The sequence below is a fragment of the Bacillus sp. DWP3-1 genome (assembly GCF_049896565.1).
GTDB lineage: Bacteria > Bacillota > Bacilli > Bacillales > Bacillaceae > Bacillus.
Window position 1 is genome coordinate 1 of sequence record NZ_JAFCUN010000008.1, and the last position, 23,860, is coordinate 23,860.

The 23,860-nt window shown below is 44.0% G+C and carries 27 protein-coding genes; 19 read left to right on the plus strand and 8 right to left on the minus strand.

Translation table 11 applies throughout. From position 1 onward, the window contains the following. Positions 1 to 314: 314 nt before the first annotated feature. Both ACP7A0_RS16480 and ACP7A0_RS16485 read left to right on the plus strand, forming a co-directional pair. Entirely contained in the window at positions 315 to 569 is a 255-nt protein-coding gene (locus ACP7A0_RS16480; protein WP_008359596.1) for a hypothetical protein, read from the plus strand. 75 nt (positions 570 to 644) lie between these two features. Further along, positions 645 to 1,136 (plus strand): hypothetical protein, encoded by a 492-nt coding sequence (locus tag ACP7A0_RS16485; RefSeq protein WP_106036413.1) that lies wholly within the window; start codon positions 645 to 647, stop codon positions 1,134 to 1,136. 53 nt (positions 1,137 to 1,189) lie between these two features. Here the strand turns inward: ACP7A0_RS16485 and ACP7A0_RS16490 are convergent, their stop codons facing one another. Then, positions 1,190 to 1,999 carry a bifunctional hydroxymethylpyrimidine kinase/phosphomethylpyrimidine kinase gene (locus tag ACP7A0_RS16490; protein WP_106038943.1) on the minus strand — a complete coding sequence of 270 codons (810 nt, stop codon included), beginning with the start codon at positions 1,997 to 1,999 and terminating at the stop codon, positions 1,190 to 1,192. 126 nt (positions 2,000 to 2,125) lie between these two features. Beyond that, positions 2,126 to 2,431, minus strand: a complete 306-nt coding sequence (locus ACP7A0_RS16495) for a general stress protein (RefSeq protein ID WP_106036414.1) — start codon at positions 2,429 to 2,431, stop codon at positions 2,126 to 2,128. 128 nt (positions 2,432 to 2,559) lie between these two features. Between ACP7A0_RS16495 and ACP7A0_RS16500 the strand changes: the two genes are divergently transcribed. Next, positions 2,560 to 3,387 (plus strand): glycosyltransferase family 2 protein, encoded by an 828-nt coding sequence (locus ACP7A0_RS16500; RefSeq protein WP_426005790.1) that lies wholly within the window; start codon positions 2,560 to 2,562, stop codon positions 3,385 to 3,387. After that, on the plus strand, positions 3,384 to 4,064 hold the full coding sequence (locus tag ACP7A0_RS16505) for a uracil-DNA glycosylase (RefSeq protein ID WP_034660393.1): 681 nt from the start codon (positions 3,384 to 3,386) through the stop codon (positions 4,062 to 4,064). Before ACP7A0_RS16500 ends, ACP7A0_RS16505 begins: the two co-directional genes overlap by 4 nt. Before the next feature lie 33 nt (positions 4,065 to 4,097). On the opposite strand, the gene ACP7A0_RS16510 is transcribed toward ACP7A0_RS16505, so the two are convergent. After that, complete coding sequence (locus tag ACP7A0_RS16510; protein ID WP_106038944.1) at positions 4,098 to 5,456, minus strand: aldehyde dehydrogenase; 1,359 nt, start codon at positions 5,454 to 5,456, stop codon at positions 4,098 to 4,100. Between the two features lie 170 nt (positions 5,457 to 5,626). On the opposite strand from ACP7A0_RS16510, the gene ACP7A0_RS16515 reads away from it, so the two are divergent. From ACP7A0_RS16515 to ACP7A0_RS16525, 3 genes are all read left to right on the plus strand, one after another. Next, the gene (locus ACP7A0_RS16515; protein WP_060597538.1) at positions 5,627 to 5,959 is read left to right on the plus strand and encodes a YwdI family protein; all 333 of its coding nucleotides are present in this window, start codon (positions 5,627 to 5,629) and stop codon (positions 5,957 to 5,959) included. Positions 5,960 to 5,992: 33 nt separating this feature from the next. Further along, positions 5,993 to 7,300, plus strand: a complete 1,308-nt coding sequence (locus tag ACP7A0_RS16520) for a purine/pyrimidine permease (RefSeq protein WP_106036416.1) — start codon at positions 5,993 to 5,995, stop codon at positions 7,298 to 7,300. Positions 7,301 to 7,370: 70 nt separating this feature from the next. Then, positions 7,371 to 7,742 carry a DUF423 domain-containing protein gene (locus ACP7A0_RS16525; RefSeq protein WP_060597537.1) on the plus strand — a complete coding sequence of 124 codons (372 nt, stop codon included), beginning with the start codon at positions 7,371 to 7,373 and terminating at the stop codon, positions 7,740 to 7,742. A gap of 41 nt (positions 7,743 to 7,783) precedes the next feature. On the opposite strand, the gene ACP7A0_RS16530 is transcribed toward ACP7A0_RS16525, so the two are convergent. The 3 genes from ACP7A0_RS16530 to ACP7A0_RS16540 all read right to left on the minus strand — a co-directional run bounded on the left by ACP7A0_RS16530 (position 7,784) and on the right by ACP7A0_RS16540 (position 9,987). After that, positions 7,784 to 8,401 carry a cupin domain-containing protein gene (locus ACP7A0_RS16530; RefSeq protein WP_060597536.1) on the minus strand — a complete coding sequence of 206 codons (618 nt, stop codon included), beginning with the start codon at positions 8,399 to 8,401 and terminating at the stop codon, positions 7,784 to 7,786. Positions 8,402 to 8,534: 133 nt separating this feature from the next. After that, positions 8,535 to 9,077, minus strand: coding sequence for a spore coat protein GerQ (gene gerQ / locus ACP7A0_RS16535; RefSeq protein ID WP_060597535.1), 543 nt, complete (start codon positions 9,075 to 9,077; stop codon positions 8,535 to 8,537). 235 nt (positions 9,078 to 9,312) lie between these two features. Further along, complete coding sequence (locus ACP7A0_RS16540; RefSeq protein ID WP_106048064.1) at positions 9,313 to 9,987, minus strand: YIP1 family protein; 675 nt, start codon at positions 9,985 to 9,987, stop codon at positions 9,313 to 9,315. Positions 9,988 to 10,162: 175 nt separating this feature from the next. On the opposite strand from ACP7A0_RS16540, the gene ACP7A0_RS16545 reads away from it, so the two are divergent. The 12 genes from ACP7A0_RS16545 to ACP7A0_RS16600 all read left to right on the plus strand — a co-directional run bounded on the left by ACP7A0_RS16545 (position 10,163) and on the right by ACP7A0_RS16600 (position 21,211). Then, on the plus strand, positions 10,163 to 10,933 hold the full coding sequence (locus ACP7A0_RS16545) for a glycosyltransferase family 2 protein (protein ID WP_066031799.1): 771 nt from the start codon (positions 10,163 to 10,165) through the stop codon (positions 10,931 to 10,933). Positions 10,934 to 10,939: 6 nt separating this feature from the next. Beyond that, on the plus strand, positions 10,940 to 12,352 hold the full coding sequence (locus ACP7A0_RS16550) for a spore coat protein (protein WP_034660386.1): 1,413 nt from the start codon (positions 10,940 to 10,942) through the stop codon (positions 12,350 to 12,352). 21 nt (positions 12,353 to 12,373) lie between these two features. After that, on the plus strand, positions 12,374 to 13,552 hold the full coding sequence (locus tag ACP7A0_RS16555; protein ID WP_106048068.1) for a DegT/DnrJ/EryC1/StrS family aminotransferase: 1,179 nt from the start codon (positions 12,374 to 12,376) through the stop codon (positions 13,550 to 13,552). Further along, positions 13,549 to 14,424, plus strand: coding sequence for a GNAT family N-acetyltransferase (locus tag ACP7A0_RS16560; protein WP_426005796.1), 876 nt, complete (start codon positions 13,549 to 13,551; stop codon positions 14,422 to 14,424). Before ACP7A0_RS16555 ends, ACP7A0_RS16560 begins: the two co-directional genes overlap by 4 nt. A 1-nt stretch (position 14,425) precedes the next feature. Continuing rightward, the gene (locus ACP7A0_RS16565; RefSeq protein ID WP_060597531.1) at positions 14,426 to 15,550 is read left to right on the plus strand and encodes an N-acetylneuraminate synthase family protein; all 1,125 of its coding nucleotides are present in this window, start codon (positions 14,426 to 14,428) and stop codon (positions 15,548 to 15,550) included. After that, positions 15,540 to 16,280 carry a cytidylyltransferase domain-containing protein gene (locus ACP7A0_RS16570; RefSeq protein ID WP_106038951.1) on the plus strand — a complete coding sequence of 247 codons (741 nt, stop codon included), beginning with the start codon at positions 15,540 to 15,542 and terminating at the stop codon, positions 16,278 to 16,280. The genes ACP7A0_RS16565 and ACP7A0_RS16570 overlap by 11 nt, the downstream gene beginning before the upstream one ends. Next, entirely contained in the window at positions 16,277 to 17,305 is a 1,029-nt protein-coding gene (locus ACP7A0_RS16575) for a PseG/SpsG family protein (protein WP_216454597.1), read from the plus strand. The genes ACP7A0_RS16570 and ACP7A0_RS16575 overlap by 4 nt, the downstream gene beginning before the upstream one ends. 2 nt (positions 17,306 to 17,307) lie before the next feature. Continuing rightward, the gene (locus ACP7A0_RS16580) at positions 17,308 to 18,048 is read left to right on the plus strand and encodes a sugar phosphate nucleotidyltransferase (protein WP_106038953.1); all 741 of its coding nucleotides are present in this window, start codon (positions 17,308 to 17,310) and stop codon (positions 18,046 to 18,048) included. Continuing rightward, complete coding sequence (rfbB, locus tag ACP7A0_RS16585; RefSeq protein WP_060597529.1) at positions 18,045 to 19,010, plus strand: dTDP-glucose 4,6-dehydratase; 966 nt, start codon at positions 18,045 to 18,047, stop codon at positions 19,008 to 19,010. Before ACP7A0_RS16580 ends, rfbB begins: the two co-directional genes overlap by 4 nt. Positions 19,011 to 19,013: 3 nt before the next feature. Next, complete coding sequence (rfbD, locus tag ACP7A0_RS16590) at positions 19,014 to 19,868, plus strand: dTDP-4-dehydrorhamnose reductase (protein ID WP_060597528.1); 855 nt, start codon at positions 19,014 to 19,016, stop codon at positions 19,866 to 19,868. Beyond that, positions 19,861 to 20,316: a dTDP-4-dehydrorhamnose 3,5-epimerase family protein gene (locus ACP7A0_RS16595; protein ID WP_106038954.1), complete on the plus strand. Its 456-nt coding sequence runs from the start codon at positions 19,861 to 19,863 to the stop codon at positions 20,314 to 20,316. Before rfbD ends, ACP7A0_RS16595 begins: the two co-directional genes overlap by 8 nt. Positions 20,317 to 20,419: 103 nt before the next feature. After that, positions 20,420 to 21,211: an SDR family oxidoreductase gene (locus ACP7A0_RS16600; RefSeq protein ID WP_338712223.1), complete on the plus strand. Its 792-nt coding sequence runs from the start codon at positions 20,420 to 20,422 to the stop codon at positions 21,209 to 21,211. Between the two features lie 13 nt (positions 21,212 to 21,224). Here the strand turns inward: ACP7A0_RS16600 and ACP7A0_RS16605 are convergent, their stop codons facing one another. Together ACP7A0_RS16605 and ACP7A0_RS16610 are read right to left on the minus strand one after the other, a co-directional pair. Continuing rightward, positions 21,225 to 22,418 (minus strand): aminotransferase class I/II-fold pyridoxal phosphate-dependent enzyme, encoded by a 1,194-nt coding sequence (locus ACP7A0_RS16605; RefSeq protein WP_189288288.1) that lies wholly within the window; start codon positions 22,416 to 22,418, stop codon positions 21,225 to 21,227. A 17-nt stretch (positions 22,419 to 22,435) separates the two neighbouring features. Next, positions 22,436 to 23,857, minus strand: coding sequence for an ATP-grasp domain-containing protein (locus tag ACP7A0_RS16610; RefSeq protein ID WP_106072984.1), 1,422 nt, complete (start codon positions 23,855 to 23,857; stop codon positions 22,436 to 22,438). Between the last annotated feature and the right edge of the window lie 3 nt (positions 23,858 to 23,860).

Consider the following 23,860-nt stretch of genomic DNA (forward strand, 5'->3'; position numbering starts at 1 on the left):
ACCTAGCGAAGCTAGGCTAGGTGTGTGGGAGGCCTTTTTCATTAAATCCCATCCATCATAATTACGATGAAAATAAAAAAGATTGTAGAAAAACATGAGTTTCTCTACAATCTGAGCAGATCAATGATCTGCTTTTTCTAGTGAAATCCGCCTGCATCTTAGAACCTATAGCATGTATATACAAGGGTGGTCTGAAGCGGTTTGATGACGTTTTACATATATGATAACAAGTGGAATTGTGGTATCATTTTAAAATATATACAGCTGAGGCTGACGTTTATCCAAATGCGGTAGGACAAAAAGGGGTTGTTTACTTGAATTCAAAACAGCAGCCGACGACTAGAAAACGCTTGGAGACAATGGCAGATCATGTTGAAGATAAACGTGAAGAATATAAAGAATTGCTCATTCAAGTCCAATCTATTCTCGGTGAACCTTCTCTAGAGCAGGAAGAATTAAAAGAGAAGCTGTCAGATACGTATAAACAAATGAAAGAATATGCCTTATTTGTTGAATCCATTGAAGCCTTTATTCGAAAAATGGCGAAAGAATCTGATCAGCAAAAGTAGGTATTCCTGTATGGATAAAAGAGTGTACCCAGACGCGGGTATGCTTTTTTTCATGAAATGAAAGGGTGACGTCAATTGAAGATAGAAACGTATATTTATTTGGAGGACAAGAAGAAGTTTGTAACCATTGATGATATTGAAAAGATCAAAACCTTCGTTGCTACAAAAGAAGATTTTATGGAACAAGGGTTTACAAACCTTGAAGGAACAATTACGTTCGATCATGGGAAAAAGGGGAAAATAGAGGATTTCGAAAATCCAGATTCTATTGAAGAGTTGTGGCATTATTATAAAAATGTATTAGTAGATTACATGGAAGAAGGGTACGGAAAGATTTATTATCCAAGTTTACCCCTAGAAATACAGTTGGAGAGAAAATCCGATCGAGAAATTATGTTATCACTTGAAAATCAGATATTGGTGGCCGACTTTAAAGAGTTTGTATATCAACTCATTGAATCAGGTCGTCAATTTATCGAGTTTTTAAAAGTGATTACGGGAAGACCTGATGATAGTGATTTACGTGATGAATTTGAGAGAATAGAGAAGGTATACAAGAGCTTGTAAGTACAAACAAAACCCGATTCGCCCATTAACAAGGCGAATCGGGTTTTTCTATTCTACTTATCAAAACGATGAGCAGAATGCTTCGTTGGTCCGATGTATTCATTTAGCTGGAAAGAGCCTTTGATGGCAGCTGTGATGAATTCTTTTGCTGCATAAATGGCTTCTTTCACGTCTGAGCCGTTTGCTAGTTCAGCTGTGACTGCTGCTGAGAATGTGCAGCCTGCGCCGTGTGTGTATTCTGTGTCGATCTTATCTGTTTCAAGGCGTTCGAAGGTTTGTCCATCATAAAGCAAATCGATCGCTTTATCTTGGCTTAGCTTACCGCCTCCCGTGATGACCACATACTTGGCACCAAGTTCGTGAATGCGTTTTGCTGCTTCTTCCATTTGTTCGATCGTTTTGATCTCACCGATTCCGCTTAATTGACCTGCTTCGAAAAGGTTAGGCGTGATGACGGTTGCCAGTGGCGTAAGCTTTTCGCGTAGTGCTTCAGCGTGCTCCGGATATAGCACTTCGTTCGCACCCTTACAAACCATAACAGGATCAATGACGACATTTTTTAGGTCGTATGTTTTGATAGTGTCAGCTGCAAGTTCGATCACGTCGACCGTTGGGAGCATACCCGTTTTCAGTGCATCTACCCCAATGCCTTCTACAATGGTAGAGAGCTGCGCACGAATCGTCGCCGTATCAATTGGAAACACCTGATGATCCCAATGGTTATGAGGGTCCATTGCAACGACAACGGTTAAAGCTGTCATCCCGTAGACGTTTTTTTCTTGAAACGTTTTTAAATCTGCTTGGATACCTGCACCGCCGCTTGAATCCGACCCTGCGATGGTGAGTGCTTTATTCATAGACATAGTTGCTGAACCTCCAATGTGATGTGTAACAGTTACTGTTCTATCCCTTATTATAATCAGCTTTTCCGTTTATCACAATGAAACGACATAAAAAAGCGTTCCACCCTAGGAGGAACGCCTTTCTCCTTACCTTTTACAAATCACCAATTTTCCTTTTTTCAGTTCGTCTAAAAGTGTTAAGGTTAATTCCTGATCCGCGCCAACCGACATCATTTTGGCCATGAGCTCGTCATCCCGGGTGCGGATGACATTGGCGATTTGATCTAAAATCCCTTGATCGACCGCTGTCATGCTTTTGGCATTTGTATGCTCTGTGACGGTATCAGAGCGTTCTGGATCGTACGCAAAAACGAAAATATCATCCTTTGCTGAATGTATTTGTTCAATGGTCTGTTTGGCTTCTTTGCTATTTTCTACTGTGAAGTATTCCATCGTGATCACTCCTTTTCATCAAAAATTCCCATTTTCCCGTCACATCAAACCGCCTTTTATATCATGAGAAGAACGTCATTTTATGTTTTAATGGAAAAAGACGAATCTATTAAAGGAGTAAGCTGAATATGAAGATTTCCTTATTAATTGTGACACATAACCGGCTCAGCGCACTGTGTGAGCTGCTTGAATCCATTACGAGACAAACTGTACAGCCTTTTGAAATTGTGGTCGTGAATGATGCAGGAGAGCGAGTCGACATCATCCAGGAACTCTACTCTGAACTTCCGATCCGCTTGATCCATTTATATGAGAATGTCCAGCATGTGAATGCTAGAAACGTGGGGGTGCGGGAGCTGACAGGCGATGTCATCATGCTGAGTGACGACGATGATTACTTTACACCTTGTCATATTGAACGTATGAGTAAGGCGCTGGAGGACGCCGATTTTGTCTTTTCTGATGCAGAAATTGTGTCATTTGAAGAAAAAGGCGCGACCCGTTTCCCGGTGTCGAGACGTTTATTTGCTTATACAGCAGCTATTGAGGATATGCGTGTTTTTTCTACCTATGTTCCTTCCGGCAGTATGTACAAACGCTGTATACACGATGAGATTGGCTACTTTGATCCAGCGATGCATCATTATTGGGACTGGGACTTCTTTTTGCGTGTATCACAGCATGCCCGTGTCAAACGAGTGCCAGCTGCCAGCGTGATCTATGCGTTTTTTGACGGCGGTGGGAATCAGTCTAGTGATCTTGGTGAAACAAGGAAGAACTACTTAGATGATCTAAGTGAAAAGCATGGGCTGGGTGACCTGCCGACAGCTAACTTTGCTGTCTTATTAGAAGAACCAGCGATGAAAAAACGAGAATCAGAGAGTGATATTGTGTGGGACGGAAAACCGATGATCTCCAGACTAACGCAGCAAATAGAAGGAGGAGAACCCCAATGAAGCCATTTTTAAATGATAGCTGGTGGGCTGTGATGAAAAGTGAATTTGAACAGCCGTATTATCAGGAATTACGTGAATGGATGAAGGAAGAATATCGCACGCAGACCGTTTTTCCGAAACCGGATGACGTTTATCGTGCGCTTCATTTGACGTCTTATGAAGAGGTCAAAGTGGTGATTTTGGGACAAGACCCTTATCATGGCCCAGGTCAGGCACATGGATTAAGCTTTTCTGTTCAGCCTGGCGTGAAGCATCCGCCCTCATTGAGAAATATTTTTCAGGAGCTAAAGGATGATCTTGGCTGTCCTGTTCCAAATCATGGCTCACTTGTGAGCTGGGCAGAGCAGGGTGTGCTGCTCTTAAACACTGTGCTGACCGTGAGAAAGGGCGAGGCGAACTCGCATAAAGGCAAGGGCTGGGAACGTGTGACAGACCGTGTCATTGATGTGCTGAATGAACGTGATCAGCCCGTCGTTTTTGTGTTATGGGGAAGACATGCTCAAAATAAGAAAGAACGCATTGATCAAAACAAGCATTACATCATTGAGTCACCTCATCCAAGTCCTTTTTCTGCAAGAAACGGCTTTTTTGGCAGTCGTCCGTTTTCAAAGGTAAACGCGTATTTAAAACAAATGGGGATCGAAGAAATCAACTGGTGTATCCAAGGTATTGAGTGAAAAGAGGACGAGGGGAGAGCCCCTTCGTCCTGTTTATTTTAAAAATTTACGAACCAAGTCTAGTCCGTTTTTCGCATTTGGATAACGGAAGGAAAAATCGAAGCGATTGGTTTGGCGCAGGACGCTTTTTTCATGTGTAAAAGTAAAGAAGCTTTCTTTCCCGTGATATCGTCCCATGCCGCTTTCGCCCACGCCTCCGAATGGCAGGTAAGGAGTAGCGACATGCATGAGCGTGTCATTGATACATCCTCCGCCAAATGAGAGATGGTCTAGGATATAGAATTCTGTTTCTTTACTTGTTGTAAATAAGTAAAGAGCAAGCGGCTTCGGCCTTGTTTTGATCATATGCGCTGCCTCATGCAGAGAATCAAAGGTCATGACAGGCAGAATCGGTCCGAAAATTTCCTCCTGCATGACGGGATCTTCCCATGTGATGTGGTCTAAAATGGTCGGAGCGATTTTGAGCTCGTGTTCATTGCGCTGTCCACCCGTGACAATCGTTCCATTTGAGAGGAATTGTGAGAGTCTGTCAAAATGACGCTGGCTGACATTTTTCCCAAAGTGCGGATGTGTTTCAGGGTGTTCACCATAAAAGTCCCGGATACAAGCTGTCATTTCCCGCAAAAGGTCCTCTTTAATGGACTCATGAACGAGCAAATAGTCTGGCGCAATGCATGTTTGCCCTGCATTGGTGAATTTGCCGAAAGTGATTCGCTTCGCCGCTAGTTTGATGTCTGCATCAGGCATGACGATGCAAGGGCTTTTTCCGCCAAGCTCAAGTGTGACAGGGGTCAAATGCTTTGCGGCGGCTTCCATGACGATTTTGCCTACTGCCACACTTCCTGTAAAGAAGATATAATCAAAGGGCAGTTTCAGCAGCTCTGTACTGACATCTACACCGCCTTCTACGACAGCTGCATGGTCTTCTTGAAATACACGTTCCACCATTGCGCTGATTATTTGTGAGACTTGCGGCGTCAGCTCAGACGGTTTTAAGATGACGGCATTACCCGCAGCAATAGCTCCGACTAATGGAGAAAGAGCCAATTGGAAAGGATAGTTCCAAGGGGCAATGATGAGCACACTGCCGTAAGGTTCTTTGATGATCATACTTTTCGATCCGATATGAGTCAGAGGTGTTCGCGCGTGTGTTGGCTTTGCCCATTTGTGAAGATGCTTGATGGTATGATTGATTTCTTCATATACCATCCCAATCTCTGTTGTATAGGCTTCTTGTTCGGATTTATGTAAATCATGGGCTAAGGCTTGTAAAATATCCTTTTCATGCTGTTTGATTTCTGCTTTTAAGTCTTTAAGGAGACGGATGCGTTCTTGAACCGGCGGCTTTTGAAAGACTTTTTGTTTCTGAAAAAGAGCAGTGAGTTTGTCCATTATTCAATCCTTTCATAGACGATTTTGTTCCTTTTATTATGTGTGAAGGGCTTTGACGGGTCAAATAAGAGCAACATGAGCGCACTGCTTTGAAAAAATGAACCCATTTCGTTTGTTCATTTGGTAAAATAATGTTGGAAAACGAATTTTTTAGATTGGAGGGTATGCCCTTGAATATTCATATATCAAGTCTGCTTCAAAAAATGGAGGAAGCGGTTCAAAAGGCGAAACAAAGTGGAAATGATGAAGAGGTGAAACGTCAAGTGGCGGCGATTTCTTCACTGTGTGATGTCATTCTCGATGCACCATCACAGGTGCAAATGCCGCAGTCGCCGGTTATCTCGCCACCTTCTTCGATACAGACACCGTCTGCGCCGCCCGTATCCTCAGATCAAGCCATGCTTGAGAAACTGATGGGTGCGAGTGGGGCGAAGAAATTTCAGCATCAAGAAGAGAGGCAAAAAGAGAAGGATGGGAACGGCGACTCTATTTTTGATTTTTAATGGTCTTGTCACGACAAAGGGAAGGTGATCGGTTTGAAACTATTTTTGGGCGCCATTCAGTGGATGGCATTTTTTATCGCAGCTTCTATTGCCGTACCAATTGCGATTGCACAAGCGTTTGAATTGAACCAAGTGCAGTCAGCGGAGCTGATTCAAAGTACATTCTTTTCACTTGGTCTTGTGGCGATGGTGCAGTGTTTATGCGGCCATATGCTGCCGATCAATGAAAGTCCAGCAGGGCTTTGGTGGGGTGTGTATACCCTTTATGCAGGCATGACAGGAACAATTTTTGCGACGTATCCTGAAACCCTGCAAGCCTTACAAGGAGCTTTAATTTTTAGTGCCGCATTCTTTTTTATTTTTAGTTTATTTAAAATCATTAATTGGCTCGCTTCTTTATTTACGCCAGTCGTCACAGGCATTTACTTGCTGCTGCTAGTTGTGCAGTTAAGTCAGCCGATCATGCAAGGGCTGATGGGCATCGGCTATCGAGGAAATCAGGTGGACGGGCTTGTCTTTTGCTTATCGATCTTGATTATTATCCTTACCTTCATGATCAGCCGCTCAAAATGGCATTACTTAAGGCAGTTTTCTGTGTTATTTGCCCTTGCAGGAGGCTGGTTGTTATTCGCTCTACTCGGGTTGGCAAAGCCGGTTCGAATTCCAGAAAAAATCATCGAGTTTCCGAAGCTGTTCCCATTCGGCATGCCGGTCTTTGACAGTGGACTACTTGTCACGTCCTTTTTTATTACGATCTTACTCATTGTGAACATGCTGGCAAGTATTCGAATTGTGGAAAGTTCAGTGAAGGCATTTGGTGAACTGCGTGAGCGGAAGAGAGCTCGGCCGGCTGGTTTTGTCGCAGCATTTGGTCACTTACTGAGCGGATTGATCGGTGCCATTGCGCCTGTACCTATTTCCGGAGCAGCAGGATTTATACAGACAACGAAAATTCCATCGAGAAAGCCATTTTTCATAGGAAGTCTGCTCATTGTACTCATTAGTTTGTTCCCGCTGCTCATGAGCTTTTTCTCCGCATTGCCATCACCTGTGGGGCTTGCTGTAAACTTTGTGGTGTTCTCCTCGATGATTGGGATTGCGATGTCAGAGTTTGATCAGTATGAGAAAGAAGAAATTCCGCGGATTCGCTTTGTCCTAGGGATTGCCGTTTTAGCAGGTGTAGGGGCGATGTTTGTACCGCAGGGAGCCTTGAAAGGCATGCATCCTGTGCTCATTTCATTATTAAGCAATGGTCTTGTTCTAGGTACACTCATTGCGATTGCGGTCGATCAAGTCCTGTTACGAAAGAAAAAGAAATCCGACAATCTCGTGTCAACGTAAAAGGAAAGTTGAATGTCGTCTGTCACCCGCGCTATGATAAACATAATTGACGAGATAAGGAGAATGACGAATGAAACTATTTTTCATTTTAGGTGCGATTAATGCCATGCTAGCTGTTGGACTCGGAGCCTTCGGTGCGCACGGTCTGGAAGGGAAAATCCCTGAAAAGTATATAGACATATGGAACAAAGGGGTTCAATATCAGATGTTCCATGCGATTGGATTATTTATTGTCGCCTTTCTTGCAGATAAGCTGTCAGGTGTTTCTCTAGTTCCCACCGCTGGCTGGGTGATGCTTGCAGGCATCCTTTTCTTCTCAGGAAGCCTTTACGTGCTGGCATTGACACAGGTGAAGATTCTAGGTGCCATTACCCCAATTGGCGGAGTGGCGTTTATCGCTTCTTGGATCATGCTTGTCATTGCAGCAGCAAAAAATTTATAAGTCAAAAAACCGATGCTCTGAGAGGGGCATCGGTTTTTTTCTTAATTCCAGTAAGGGGCATAATTTGGCGGTGCTTGATAATAAGGGATGTAGTGAGACGGAGGGACAGGATGCGTTTGTGCCTCCTCTTCTCTGTGGCAAAATGGTCCGATAAACACACTTGGCTTCACAGGCTGTGTCGCCTGCTTCCACTGTGTTTCGTTCATGCAATACGTATGTGCCATGATGTGAGCAGGGGTGAGGGTGAGAAGGTCTGAGCCTAGGATCACTTCTGGCGTAGATGCGTTAAAAACGGCTAACAAATGAGTTCTGTCTTGGAGGGCAACTTCATAGTGCCACCAGCCTTGAGGTACGTTTGCCACCTGTCCAGGGGTGATGGTATAGGTGTGCAGTTTTTTTGTGAATGGATTCAGCATCGAGACAGCAGCAGAACCGGCTATACAATAAACAAGCTCTGCGGCATTTTGATGATAATGAGGCTCTACGACTTTGCTTTTACTCAAATATATATCCAGCAGGGATACTTGATCCAACGAGTTTAATTGTTTTTTTCCTAAAACATTAATCAGATTATGCTGATCGTACTTCACAAGGGGGCTTTGACTCAGATCGTATGAATATTTAACATTCGGTGATGTATAATCCAGCTCAACAGTCATTGATGTCACCTCTAGGCGTTTGATAAAAACTACTAGGCATCTTATGACCAGCGCCTTAGAGGTGTGACAAAAACCTAGTCAAAAGAAAAAAGCAAGGGCGCCAGCTCCTTGCTTTTGCTATATGTGGCGTTATCTATCTCGGAGAATACGTGGACATAGAGTATGGATAGTCGTATTGAATTTCCCCATCAAACGTAATGTAATCAAGATAGATCGTTAATAGTAAGTATCGTGTTCCCGTCTTATTATCACTAATGATAATGTGGTCACGTCCTGCAGCTTCAATGACGCCTCTGAAAATCTTCGAGTTCCATTCCTTACTTGCCTCAAACGTCATGTAAATCGTGGCTACCTTGCCACGGTTCAATCGTAAAATATTTTCAATATAGGACTGCTCGATTGGCAGCTGACCAGTGACATTCTGCTGATAAATCGGTCCAGAAGGAATTTGATACGGCTGCCCGCCGCTCTGCGTGCCCTGCCCCCCTTGTGAAGAACCAGTAGACGGCAGTGGTGAAAATCCCTGCTGCATTTGTCCTTGCATTTGACCCTGCATTTGGGGAGGGACTGAATAACCCATCTGCTGCGCAGGATACGGATTTGCTCCATATTGTTGCTGGCGAAAATCTTGACCTTCGAAACCCGAACCTTGCCCAAATTGATTTTTCAATTTCATAACGTTCCTCCTCTTTCCTCATGGTGTTCTAAACAGAAGGCGCTTAAGCACCTGTTGTTTCCATAGCATTCTTTCTCTCTTTCACACTATGAGACAGGAGGATGGAATATGTACATTGAACGAAAAAAAGGAACTGCGGTGCAGTTCCTTAGGCGTGGGCAAACCCTCGCATTCTTTGCCAGATCTGCGCTTCGTTGCTCACGAATATCAAATTCTATCTGATGCTCAACCTTCCTTACATCATCCAATTTACAGCGCGCTGGACACCAAATAAAAGTGTAATGATAAGAAAACATGCCGCAAGCGGTGTGATCACAATGAGAAAGGCTTGCCATAATCTGAGCTTCATCACAGCGGCAATGCCTAAAACAGTCATTCCAAATATCCACGTCTTTGCATAAGCATCAATCAGTGTCAAAAGATCGAGATAATACCAAACTTCATAATGCTGATCTAAATAAGGTGAGATTTTGACAAACGTATACGGACCAAGCATTCCAATAGTGAAAATCCAACTGAGTGAAAATAAAGCGGAAGGGAAAAAGATCGTCAGCGTGCAGGCTTTGAGCACATCTCGATATGCTGTTTGACTGCCAAAAAAAAGATGCCCTAACCACTTTAGGATGAGTACACCGAAAAATAGAACCAGATTGCCTGCAAGAATACCATATCCCGCTCCTTGTAACAGAATAAAAGGGAACGGAATATGATTGCCCATATACTCGCTAAAATAACCTTCGTAGACCCAGCCTGTACCAGCGATACTTGCAAGGAGCATCATCAGCCAAATTGGAATAGAGGAATGTTGATATGAGCGAATAATCGTTTTTGTTGCGACGAAAATTTTAAAAAATCGAAAAAAACCTTTTGCTTCCTCTTCTTGGGAGTGATCATTCTTCATAGCTTCCAATGTTCTTTACTCCTTTAATACACATAAATGATTACTTATATTACCAAAAAGTTCGCGTTTTTCAAAGATAGATCAATAAAAAAATACAATTTTATAAAAATTAGGTCACTCTACAGTCTCTTTAAGAGGAGACACATATGATAAACATAGTTTGAAAGAGACCGAGGTGAAAACTTTGACAAAAGTAACTGTCATTATGACGAGCTACAACAAGGCGGCTTACGTCGGCAGATCGATTGAAGCGGTCTTGCAGCAGACGCTTTCAGACTTTGAACTATTTATCATGGATGATGGTTCAAACGAAAAAACCCTTGCTGCGATTGAGCCCTTTCGCAAAGATCCCCGTGTTCATTTTATCCAAAGCGGTGTCAAATCGCTGGAGGAGAGAACAGTGAAAACCCGATACGCCGTCCTGATTAATCAAGCATTAGAACTGGCAAAGGGCGAGTATATTTCCTATGCCACAGATGACAATGTCTATGCCCCGGACCGTTTAGAGAAGCTCACTCATTATCTAGATGCACGACCAGGTGAGGATATTGTCTATTCTGCATCGAAAGTAATCTATTTAAATAGCAAAAAAGAGCCAGTAAAGGAAACGATTCGACCTGCGCAAACGGTGCAATGGAATGCACCCTGTGCCATAGATCATTGCTCGGTCGTTCATCGTGCATCTATTTTATCAAAGATTCAAGCTGAATTTGGGTCTTACTGGGACGAGAGTCCGCATTTTTATCGAATAGGAGATGCCCGGTTCTTTTTTCGATTAAATCATTTTTATCCGTTCTATCCCTTTGATGAAGTTTTAGATACAAATTACATCACAGAACAGTCGATTCACTATCAGCTGGCAGAAGAAGAGAAAAGTGCCTTTATTCAAGCACTTCCTGAGCAGTCTACCTGCTGGGAGCTCCGCCACATATTAAAACAAAGACATGGGAGGTGACCTGAAGTGTCGCACTATATTCATCATTATTGGCAGGTGTACTTTGAGTATGTGAATCTCATGAAGGATTTGTCCTATAAACAAATTCCTCTTGGGTTGATCAGCAATTTCTATCAATATATCAGTCCTGAAGTGAGGGAACGCATGGAGGAGGAAGCATTCGGTCAAGAATTGACAACCGATTGTCCATTGCCGGAAGAGATTCAGCCATTTTTTGATCAACATAAGCAGCAGATCAAGCGAATTGCTTATCGTCCGGCGAATGGAAAGGTATTGCTTCACTTTGAACATCTGCGTTTTACTGAACAAAATTACACGCGGTTCCATACGAGTCAAACGGTGGTGCTCGCTCGCTGGAAGAAGGCAGATTATTTCGGTTTACCCGTCATCAGCAAGCCGGAATTAGCCGGAGAGGTTAATAAAGAAGCCCATGCTGAATATATTGAAAAAGCAAATGCTCTCCTTAAACCTTACGCAAAGCACCCCGTCTTTGGCAATGTCTTTTTTAGAGAAAAGCTTCGGAAGGACATTGTGCAATTTATTGATGTGATTGACCAGACAGAAGTTCTATTTCAGATGGAGCCAATTGCAGCCGTCATTGTGGGGACGACGGAGGATGCTTACAGCCGCGTACTGGCACTGCAAACAGTGAAACGCCAGCTCACGAGTATCTGTCTTCAGCACGGCGCACTTATGGGAGACGAAGCCTTTTTGCCGATTTTCACGACGTGCCATGGGGTGTTTGGAAAGTATGAAAAGGACTGGTATGTAGACAAAGGCTGTCAGCCGGAACAGGTGGAGATCACAGGTCATCCGAGGTTTGATTTGGTGAAGGATCGAACGCCGCTTCAACAGGAACTCATCTTTCGTAAATTGAACTTCAATCCTGCCAAAAAAACCGTGCTTGTGGCAACGCAGCCGTTCTCAGAAGCCTTCTATGGTGATGTTCTTAAAACGATTGCAAAACGGAAAGACATTCAGTTGATCATGAAGCCGCATCCGTGGGAAATTGCCCGAAACCGATTAAATGAGTATGTGTCCATTGAACGAGCTGGAAATCATGTGAGATTGATTAAAAAAGATATCGACTTATATGACCTGCTGCCATATATGGATATGGTCATTACGCTCACATCAACCGTCGGTCTTGAAGCAATGCTCTTTGAAAAGAGTGTGCTGATCGGGAAAATGACAGAAGGCAGAAGATACCCTTATTACGAGTCGCTTGGCAGCTATCATATGGAAAACCCTGTTGAACTGGCTGAGAAAGCCATTCGTATTTTGTCGGATGATCAAGAGATGAAGCTGGCAAAGCAGCAAGGAGCTCAATTCATTAAACAACATTATCCGCATGCGCGATCGACCGATGTTCTGCTTTCTCTGCTTAAAACAAAAACAGGTGTGGATTTTCAGAGATGAAGATAGGGGTGTGCAAGCGATATGGAAAAAAAGAGAGCGCAATTTCTTCCTTATGCCCTGCCGTTGATTGAGCAGGAAGAAATTGACGAAGTCATTGGAACATTAAAATCCGGCTGGCTGTCAACCGGACCAAAAGTAAGACAGTTTGAAGAAGAGTTTCGGCAGCTGACCGGTGCAAAACATGCGATCGCTGTCAATTCATGTACGGCTGCTTTATTTTTAGCCTTAAAGGCTAGAGGGATTGGGAATGGGGATGAGGTGATTACAACGCCTCTGACATTCTGCGCAACAGCCAATACGATCATTCACACAGGGGCAGCACCTGTATTTGTCGATATTGACCCAGCGACTCTCAATCTCGATGCAGAGAAACTAGAAGCGGCGATTACACCACATACAAAAGCGATTGTCCCTGTTCATTTTGCTGGTCAATCGTGCGATATGGACCGGATTTTAGCCATTGCCAAAAAGTACGATCTATTTGTGCTCGAGGATGCCGCTCATGCTCTGTATACAACGTACCATGGCCAGCCCATTGGAGCGATTGGTGATGCGACTGCCTTTAGTTTTTATGCGACGAAAAACATAGCGACTGGAGAAGGCGGCATGCTGACGACAAACGATGATGCGCTTGCCGCTCGGATCAGAAGACTAGCACTCCATGGGATGAGCAAGGGAGCATGGAATCGTTATGGAGAAAAAGGAACATGGTACTACGAGGTCGAGGAACCTGGCTATAAAATGAACATGTTTGATGTGCAGGCATCGTTAGGGCTTGTCCAGCTAAGCCGTCTGGATGATATGCAGGCGCGGAGAGAACAAATTGCGAAAACATACAATCAGGCTTTTCAAAAAGAAGCAGGGCTGATTCTGCCGCCTGTCCATCATGAGGGAAGACATGCATGGCATTTGTATGTACTGCAAGTGGATCCAAAAGAAGCATTCATCACACGCGATGAGCTGATTGATCAGCTGCAAAAGGACTATAAAATCGGCACGAGTGTTCACTTTATCCCTGTTCATTTGCATCCATACTATCAACAAACCTACCACTATTCACCTGAGGATTTCCCTAAGTCACTCGCTTACTACAAGCGGACTCTCTCACTGCCTCTTTATCCAAGTATGACAGATGAAGATGTGCAGGATGTCATCACCGCGGTGCTGTCTATTTTAAAAGAACAGAAGGCATCTTCATGAAGACCGTTCATGCAATAGACGATCAGGTGCTGTCCGCTTGGCTGGAGAAATACGGCCAACAAGCTGAACAAATGAAAGGCTTCAAGCAGTTTGGTCTTGTCAGTGGCGCCCAGCTCAAAGCGGTGCTGTTATTCGACTGGTCAAAATGGGAAAGCTGCATATTTGATCAGCATATTTTTCATGTGAAGTTTGCGGAAGCTGAGTCATCATCTGCTTTTCAAGAATTGATGGAGCGCTTCATCAATTGGATGAGAACAGAAAAATGCGATTTTTTCTTTTTACGTCTTGAAGCGGCTGATCTTGAAAAAAACCGGATCGTCCAAAGGCTGTCACATGTGTACTATGTGGGCGGTCTCACTCGGCTTGAGGCGCCGCCTGTTCACATGGAGATGCCATCAACAGGTGAAGATGTGGTGATAAGTCTGCCGGATGAAAAGGAATACGATGAGGCGGTTTCACTTGGTCATCAGGCTTTTGTGAAAAGCCGGTATGCACTCGATCCATTTTTAGACCAGAATGTCGTCCAGCATTTCTATCAAGAATGGATGAGAAACAATTTGCTCGGACGTGCAGATATCAATCTCGTGGCAAAGGTGAACGATGAAGTCGTGGGCTTGATACAAGGGATGACCAAGGGCGATGAGATGGCGCTTGAGCTGTTTGCGATTAGACCGGATGTACAAGGAAAAGGGATCGGGAAAAAACTGTTTATCGAGATGATGAAGGTCTCTTATGAGAGAGGGCATCGTTTTATTTCTGCCGGAACACAGCTGCATAACACAACCGCCATTCAGCTGTACGAAAAGACGGGCTTTAGAACAACAAATGCCTTCTTGTATTACCATGTATGGCCGAAAAAAGGAGAGAGATAAGATGGCGCATTTCTATATTGGAGATCGCAAAGTGGGGGATGGTGCGCCTGTTTTTATCATTGCAGAGGCAGGCATTAACCATGATGGAAAGCTGGATCAGGCGCTTGCTTTAATTGATGTGGCAAAAGAAGCAGGTGCCGATGCAGTGAAGTTTCAAATGTTTCAAGCTGATCGGATGTATCAAAAGGAACCGGGTTTATACGAAACAGCCAAGGGAGAAGAGGTATCCATTTTTTCTTTAGTCGAACAAATGGAGCTGCCGCCAGAATGGCTGCCAGCTTTATTGACGCGCTGTGAGGAAAAAGGGCTGATGTTTTTAAGCACAGTGTGTGACGAAGAATCTGCGGATCTATTGAATCAAACCGATCCTCCGGCTTTCAAACTGGCATCCTATGAAATCAATCATTTGCCTCTTTTGCGTCACACGGCTTCTTTTCAAAAGCCCATCATTTTTTCAACAGCCGGAGCCACTATTGCAGATGTTCATGAAGCATATGAGGCAATTACAAGCGAGCAAAACCATCAAGTCGCCATTATGCATTGCGTAGCAAAGTATCCAGCACCTAGAGCTTACACGAATCTTCGTGTGCTTCAAACTTTAGCCTCGGCTTTTCCTGAGGCAGTCATTGGCTTTTCTGATCATAGTGAGCATCCAACTGAAGCCCCTGTTGCCGCTGTGAAGCTTGGGGCAGCCATGATTGAAAAGCATTTCACGGTAGATAAGACGCTGCCTGGGGCCGATCATTCCTTTGCACTTGATCCAGAGGAATTAAAGGAAATGGTTCAGCATATTCGAGCGGCGGAAAAGGACCGAAATCAATCAGAAGAAGACGCTCATCCTCTGTCAGAGGAGATTCTTGGCAGTTCTTATAAAACGACAACAGCCATTGAAGGGCAGATTCGTAAATTTGCGTATCGAGGGATTTTTACAACAAAAGGTATTGCAAAGGGCGAGACTTTGACAGCACAAAACCTAGCCGTATTACGTCCAGGACAAAAAAGCCAAGGTCTGCATCCGCGGTACATGGAGATTTTACTTGGCGCCAAGGCTGTGAGAGACATCCCAGCCCATACAGGCGTTTCGTGGAAAGATGTGCTCATGCAGGAGTCCGAGCATGATCAATGATGTGCTCTTTGTCATACAAGCTAGAATGGGCTCAACAAGACTGCCAAAAAAGGTGATGAAACCGATCGGCGGTATGGCACTGATCGATTTCATTGTTGAACGGGTAAAGCAATCAGATCATTACAATCACAAAACCCAGAACCTCATGATTGCCACAACAGTCGAGGCAGAGGATGATCTGTTGGCTCAATATTGTTTATCAAAGGGCTATAAGGTATTTCGCGGTAGTGAGATAGATGTACTGCAGCGATTTGCGCAGATTGTCCGTCATTTTGAACCGCAAACCATTGTCCGTTTAACGGGAGATAATCCATTTATAGATTCAAGGCTTTTGTCGAAAATGGTTGAAGAACATAGACAGAAGAAGGCTGATTACACGTATACGACTGGAACGCCACTCGGTATTTCCGGGGAAATGATCGACGCATCAATTTTACGTGAAATCGACAATTTTCCCCTTACGCAGCCGGAGCGTGAGCATGTCACGCTGTATATCCGAAAGCATCCTGAGCGATTTCAACTGCAATTATTCACACCGCCCAAAGAACTCGCATATCCTGCTTATCGATTCACGATTGATACAGAAGAAGATTATGTATTTGCCACCCGTTTACTTGAGAAAGCTGGTGGATCTATTGCTGTGCCTACGGCTGAGCTTATCTCCATTTGTGAACAAGATCCTGATATTGTTCGGTTGAATCAATTTGTGAGACAGAAGGATGCTGAATGAATAAAAAAATCATGATTGTTGTGTACGGTGGTTTTTTAAGAGGGATGGGGCATGTCGCCAGAATGAGACGGCTGGCAAAAGAATTGTTTCAAGAAGGAAACGACTTATATTTCTATACAAATGAACAGATTTGTGTAGAAATGCTCTCGCATCCAGCTTGGCACGTTCATTTAGTGCAGGAACCAAACGTATTCCTTCAAATGGAGCAGGACATAAAAGAGCTGAATCCTGATCTTCTGCTGATTGATGTGCTTGATTGTGACCTCCAGTTTCTTCGATCGATCAAAGCGTCCTCCGCCTCTGCAAGGCTGGTCTTATTTGAAGAAGAAAGAGCAGAAGCCTGCCAGCTTGCTGATGCTGTCGTGAACGGCATTTATGGTGGTCTGGACGAAAAGCGTCTGCAAGTAAATGGAACGGACTATTTTTATGGAACACCTTATTTATTGTTAGATCACGAGATCAGCAGATTAAAAGACACATATGAGGTTCGAAAAGAATGCAAAAAGGTGGTTATCAGCCTTGGAGGCAGTGATCCAGGCGGATTGTTATCAAAGGCTGTATCAGCACTCTTCGAAGCTGGCCATTTACACATTCTAGCGGTTACAGGAAAAGCCTCTCGCATCGAAGAACAAATCGAGGCTGCGCATATTCAATTCATTCGCCATACGGATCAATTACCTGCCCGTCTTGCAGAAGCCGATCTGGCGATTGTTGCTGGCGGGATGACGTTATATGAGGCAGTTTGTATCGGGGTGCCCAGCATTGTCCTTTCGCAAGTAGACCACCAAGCAGTGACAGCCACTCGTTTTGCGCAAAAGGGAGCCTGCCACCATCTTGGATTAGGTGACCTTGTGGATGAAAAGGATATATGGCGTGCTGCTCGAAGACTATCCGCCAGTTACTTTCTCCGCAGGAGCATTCATCTCAATGGACGGTCACTCATTGATGGAAAAGGAACCGAACGAGTGAAAAACATTCTTATACACCTCATGAATCATCACCAAAAAGAACATAAGGATGTGTAGATGTGAAGGGAGTTATTTTAGCAGGAGGAAAGGGATCACGACTGGCACCTTTAACGAAGATTTTCAATAAACATTTATTGCCGGTTGGTCCATATCCAATGATTTATTGGTCTTTGTTCAAACTGAAAGAAGCAGGGATTTTAGATGTGATGATCATATCACAAGAAGAACAAATCCCGCTGTTTCAAAAGCTACTTGAAGGCGATCAGGAACTCGGGATGAACATTGTCTATCAGGTACAGCCGGAAGCTTCTGGAATTTCGGACGGTTTATCCTATGCAAAGCCCTTTGTAGAAGAGGAGAAATTTGTGCTGATGCTAGGTGATAATGTATTTGAGGATTCGCTAAGCCCTTTTGTTGAAGCCTTTCAGCAGCAAGAAAGTGGAGCGAAGGTTCTGTTGAAAGAAGTGGCAGATCCAAAGCGGTTTGGCATTGCAGAAATTGATGCCGCTCACCACCGGATATTATCAATTGAGGAAAAACCGGAGCATCCGCGTTCATCTTACTGCGTCACAGGCATCTATTTTTATGATCAAGAAGTCTTTCAATATATAGAGAAAATCTCGCCGTCAGATCGAGGCGAATTAGAGATTACAGATGTAAACAATCTCTATATCTCAAATAGCCAGCTGACCTATGATATGTTAAAAGGGTGGTGGATTGATGCAGGAACACATGAATCTCTCCACCAAGCATCTACGAAAATGTTTGAAACGATGAAGAAAAAAGAGGGATACGAATGACGAAGTCTTATTTAATTACAGGCGGAGCGGGATTTATTGGACTAAATTTTGTGAAGCTGCTGCTTCAGGAAACCGATGTCCGGCTCACTGTTTTTGACAAGTTAACATATGCCAGTCATCCAGAGGAGATGGATGAATTATTAAAGCTGTCTCATTTTCGTTTTATTCAAGGGGATATCACCCTTCAGCATGAGTTGGATCAAGCATTTGATGAAGTCTATGATGCCATCATTCATTTTGCAGCGGAATCCCATGTTGATCGCAGTATTGAATCGGCTGAGCCCTTTATTCAAACCAATGTGCTCGGCACCTATCGTATGCTGGAGGCAGTCTTAAAAGGAAAGGCGAAAAAACTCATTCATATTTCAACAGACGAAGTATATGGAGATTTGGAGCTGGATGATCCTGCTTTCACAGAACTAACACCACTTTCACCGAATAATCCTTATTCAGCAAGCAAGGCGAGTTCAGATCTGCTTGTGAAATCTTATATCCACACTCACCAATTACCCGCGATGATCACACGATGCAGCAACAACTACGGACCGTATCAGCATGAAGAAAAATTAATACCGACTATTATTAGAAAAGCGATCAATGGTGAAAACATCCCGATTTATGGAGACGGCCAGCAGATTCGCGATTGGCTGTATGTAGAGGATCATGCGAGAGCTGTAAAGCAGGTCCTTGAAAGCGGAACAGCTGGGCAGGTGTACAATATTGGCGGCGGCAACGAGAAAACGAATCTCGATTTGACCAAGACCATTCTGACGCAGCTCGGGATCAGTCATGACCGTATTGCGTTTGTTCAAGATCGAAAAGGGCATGACAGACGGTATGCCATTGATGCCAGTAAGCTAAAACGGGAGCTCGGCTGGACGCAGGAGACGTCATTTGAAGCAGGTATTGAAAAAACGATCAATTGGTATTGTGCCAAATTTGATCAGGGCGAAGAAGGGTGACGGATGAAAGTTTTAATCACCGGTGCAGGCGGGCAACTAGGGAAAGAATTGAGCAGACAGCTCAAGGAAAAAGATATCACCGTCATTGCCTTAACGAGGAGTATGCTCAATATCGCAGACCAGCAAGCAGTCAGACACGCAATGAGACACTTTCAGCCTGATATTGTTGTCAGTGCAGCAGCATATACATCTGTTGATCAATGTGAAACAGAAACGGAAAAGGCGTATCTTGTCAATGGCATTGGCGCCTATTATACAGCGCTGGAGGCAAAGAACGTGGGGGCTGATGTGTTACATGTCAGTACAGATTATGTATTTGACGGGCAAGCAGACAGCCCTTACCAAGTCGATGCACAAGCAGATCCTCAAACCATTTATGGAAAAAGTAAAAAGCTTGGTGAGGAATTGATTCATCTCGTGTCAGACGAAGTGAAAATCATCCGTACATCGTGGCTATACGGACATGAGGGACATAACTTTGTGAATACCATTCTTAGGCTCGCAGAAACAAAGGATCATTTGCGCATCGTGAACGATCAAGTAGGATCACCTACTTATACAAAGGATGTCGCAGAGGCAATCATTCATTTGTTTGATCAGAAGGCAGGGATTTACCATGTCAGTAACCGAGACAGCTGTTCCTGGTTTGACTTTGCGTCAGAAATTGTCGCAAAAAGCGGCCTGTCTACGACCATTGAGCCAATTTCCACGGAAGAGTACGGCTTCCAAACGCCTCGTCCAGCCTATTCTGTGTTAGACCTTCAAGCGATTGAAGCCACAGGCTGGCAACCAAGACATTGGAAGGATGCACTTCACGAATATTTGCAGAAAGAAGGGAGATGGCATCAGCATGATTGATGGTGTACAAACGAAAAGACTCATGAAACATTGTGATGATCGCGGCTTTTTTTCAGAGCTCATTCGAGATGATGAGCCGATGCTGAAACGCTTTGGGCAGGCATCGTGGTCGAAAAGCTTTCCAGGAGTGATCAAAGCCTTTCATTATCATGAAAAGCAAGACGATGTTTGGTTTTTCCCAGCAGGTCATGCCCAGGTCGTTTTATACGATTTGCGTGAGGATTCTCCTACAAAGGGTCAAACCGACGTGTATTATATGGGGGAAGACAATCCAATGCTGCTCCTCATCCCAAAGGGTGTCGCACATGGATACCGAGTACTAGGCGAGACGCCGCTGCAAATTGTCTATTTCACGACAGAATCTTATGACCCGAAAAACCCAGATGAAAAGAGAATCGCTTGGAATGACGAGACGATCGGATTTGATTGGGAAACGACATTTAAATAAAGAACAGAGGCCTTTCGCAGGAGAAAGGTCTTTTTTTGTTGAAATACATTCTATATGTGTCATTTTATGTATGTTTACTAAGTTGAGTAGAAAAGGGATGTGGATGAGTTTGTCTAAAAGAATTGCATTTGTCACAGGGGCAAGTACCGGGATTGGAAAGGCAATTGCTATAAAGCTTGCCGCCCAAGACCATGTAAAAGTCATCATCAATTCTAGAAATCAATCCTCACTAGAAGATGCGCAGCAGCACATTGGGCGTGTGGCAGAAACAAAAGAGCCGGTGTCTCTTTTCTGTGGCGATATGTCGCATGAAGGAGTGCGAGCTGAGGCCTTTGCGGCAATAGAAAAAGAGTTTGGCAGACTGGATGTGTTGATTAATAACATTCCAGGAGGGAAGCCAGATACTTTTGATTCATGTGAAAGTGAGCAGATGCTCGCAGCATTTTCTCAGAAAGCCATTGCGTACATTGATACGATGAAACGTGCGGCAGCGATGATGAAAAGACATGAATACGGCCGGATCATTCAAATTGTCGGGAACCTCTGGAAGGAACCTGGTGACCAAATGTTTACGAACAGTATGATGAATGCAGCGATTATCAATGCTAGTAAAAATGCAGCCACACAGCTTGCGCCCTCAGGAATCACAGTAAATTGTTTAAACCCAGGATTTATTGCTACAGATCGGTATGAACAATTTATCGGAAACATGATGCGTCAACAGGGATTATCACGGGAAGAAGCTGTACAGGCTGTTGCGTCAGAAATCCCGATGCAAAGAGTAGGTTCAGCGAGTGAAATGGCTTCATTAGCCGCTTTTATCGCATCAGAGGAAGCCTCCTATGTCACAGGACAGCAAATATCCGTCGATGGTGGTTCAATGAAAAGTATATAACATGAAAAACCCGCTATATGCGGGTTTTTTGATGAAAGCGAATCGGCAGTATATGGAGCCGATCGATAAAAAGGGCAAGCTGTTCAATTGGCGCCACCATTGAGATGCGGACATGACGTCTTCCATGTGCTCCAAATACACCCCCAGGCGTCACGACGACATCTGCATGCTCGAGTAAATAGTCGGCAAAAGCATGAGAATCCTCGAAATCATCAGGGATCGAAGCCCATAAATAAAAGGCGCCGGCTGGACGTTCAATGGTCCAGCCAAGCTGCTTCTCCGCTTGACGGATGAAGAAATTCATTCGTTCAAGGTAGACTTCTTTCAAGGATTGAATATGACAGTCATCACTTTGTAAGGCAATGGTGGCGGCTTGTTGAAATCCGCCATACATACTGACAAACACATGATCTTGGAAGGCGTTTATGGCATGAATGATGTCTTCATTCCCTACAGCAAAAGCGACTCTCCATCCTGCCATATTGAATGTTTTGGATAAAGAATATAATTCCACGCCTACTTTTTTTCCAAGAGGTGCCTTTAGAAAGCTTACTGGTTTTTGCTCATAATGAAATGAACCATAGGCAAAATCATGAATCACATGCAGACCGTGAGCTGAGGCAAATTCCGCAGCCTCTTCAAAAAATGCTTCACTTGCCACAGCACCTGTAGGGTTATTCGGATAATTTAAGAAAAGAACCTTTGCCTTTTTTAACACGTCTGGATCAATTGACGGGAAATTCGGCAAATAGCCATTTTCCTCTTCCAGTCGGATGCAGTATGGCTTTGCGTCCGCCATCAAGATGCCTGAATGATATTCTGGGTATCCAGGATCGGGGACGAGGGCAATGTCCCCTGGATCAAGCAGGCACTGACTCATCACATAAAGGCCTGTTTTCCCTCCATTGAAAAGGGCAATCTCCTTCTGCGGGTCAACCTCAATGCCGAATTCCTTTCTGTAGAAATCTGCAATGGCTTGCTTGAAAAAGTCAAAGCCTCTAAAAGGAGCATATTGCTGAAATTGCAAAGTGCCTGCTGCCTCTTGAAGGGCACTCACAATATGGGCAGGAGTAGGAAGATCGGGATTTCCCTGACCAAGGTTCACAATGTTCGCTCCGTTTTGTGTTTTATGTGCAATTTTCTCAAATACGGTTCCAAATTTTTGTTCTGGCAGCCGTTCAATCATGTTAGATGGTAAGATCTTCACCACGTTACCCTCTCTTTCTATCCCTTCACTAGTTCATCCATTAACTGAATGGTTGCCTGCTTCTGAATGTTACGGATGGATGCGGCAACATCCTGAGAAGACGACCCTTTTAATTCAAGAGACACGATGCCATTAAATGCTTCGAATAAAGATAGATCCACAAAGGTTCCTTTAGGTGGGACGGATTCACTGATGATGACAGTATCTCCAACTAAAGTGTCCTGCGGAATATGAACATGATCAATGGTGATATGTGTGACCTCAGGCGGAATGTGTCCGCTCTCTTTGAAGTGCTGAGGGTATAAATGACAGTCTGCTAAATAATGCGTATGTCCAGAAAGCAGTTCTTTTGGCAAATCAGCCTTTTTTCCATCGACTAATACATCAATCAACAGCTTGGCCATATCTACCCCAAAGACCTTTTTGATATTCGGAATCATATTCCAGCCAGCAAATCTAGCTGCTGATTCGATTAATCCGGTTTCTCGATTTTTCATGAGCTTGATTTCTGTATGAGTGGCACAGTTTTCAAGACCCAGCCCTTCATTTGCCTTCTTTGCTGCCTCAATGATGAGTTGCTGGGCTTCATTGTCTAGGATCGACGGAGTAATATGAGCCGTTTCTGTAAAACCGATTTGAGGGGTCTTATCATGAATGACAAAAGGGATATATTCACCCTCAACGACTAACCCTTCAACACTGACATAATCAGCGTAGCCGTCCTCTTGATACCAATCCTCGTAAGCACCCTCTAAGTATGTTTCAGCGACAAACGGAGCTTCATACGTCACAGCGTTTGGAACGGGAATGGTTTGCAAATAGGATTGTACGTTTAAAAAGAGATCATCACTGCCAGCTCGGTCATGAAAAAGGGTCACGCCAATGGAGCTTGCTAAATATGTAGGCTTTAAAATAAGCGGTGTCCCGATATGTTCAATGGCTTGCTGGAAATCAGCTAAAGTAGTGACAGGCTGAGTTTTTACTGCTTTGACCCCAGCCGCGTTGAATGCAGCCCTCATTTGACTTTTATCACGCGCTAATTCAGCTGCCTTTACCCCAGCGCCGCGCAGTCCAAGACGCTCAGCTGCTTTTGCCATTGGTGCAATGAATAATTCATTATTGGTGGTGATCGCATCCGCTTTGAAAAAGGAAGCCACACGAACTAGGTCGTCCACCACCTCTTCCTCGGATTTCAGATAATCGTCATGTGCCCAGTAAATAGAATTTGGGTGTTCAAAAGAAGGGTTTGTGTCAAAATAATCTCGATCTTTGATGACGGCAATGGAGTATTTTTCGATTAGCTCAGCGTGTCCCTTTGTAATAGCAAAGGGTCTCGGGATATAAGAAACGATATGATACGATGCAGCCACGCTTTCGTAAAACATATGGGGCGGGCATCCTCCCAGATCAGCAATGACAAGTACGGTTTTTTTACTCAATGA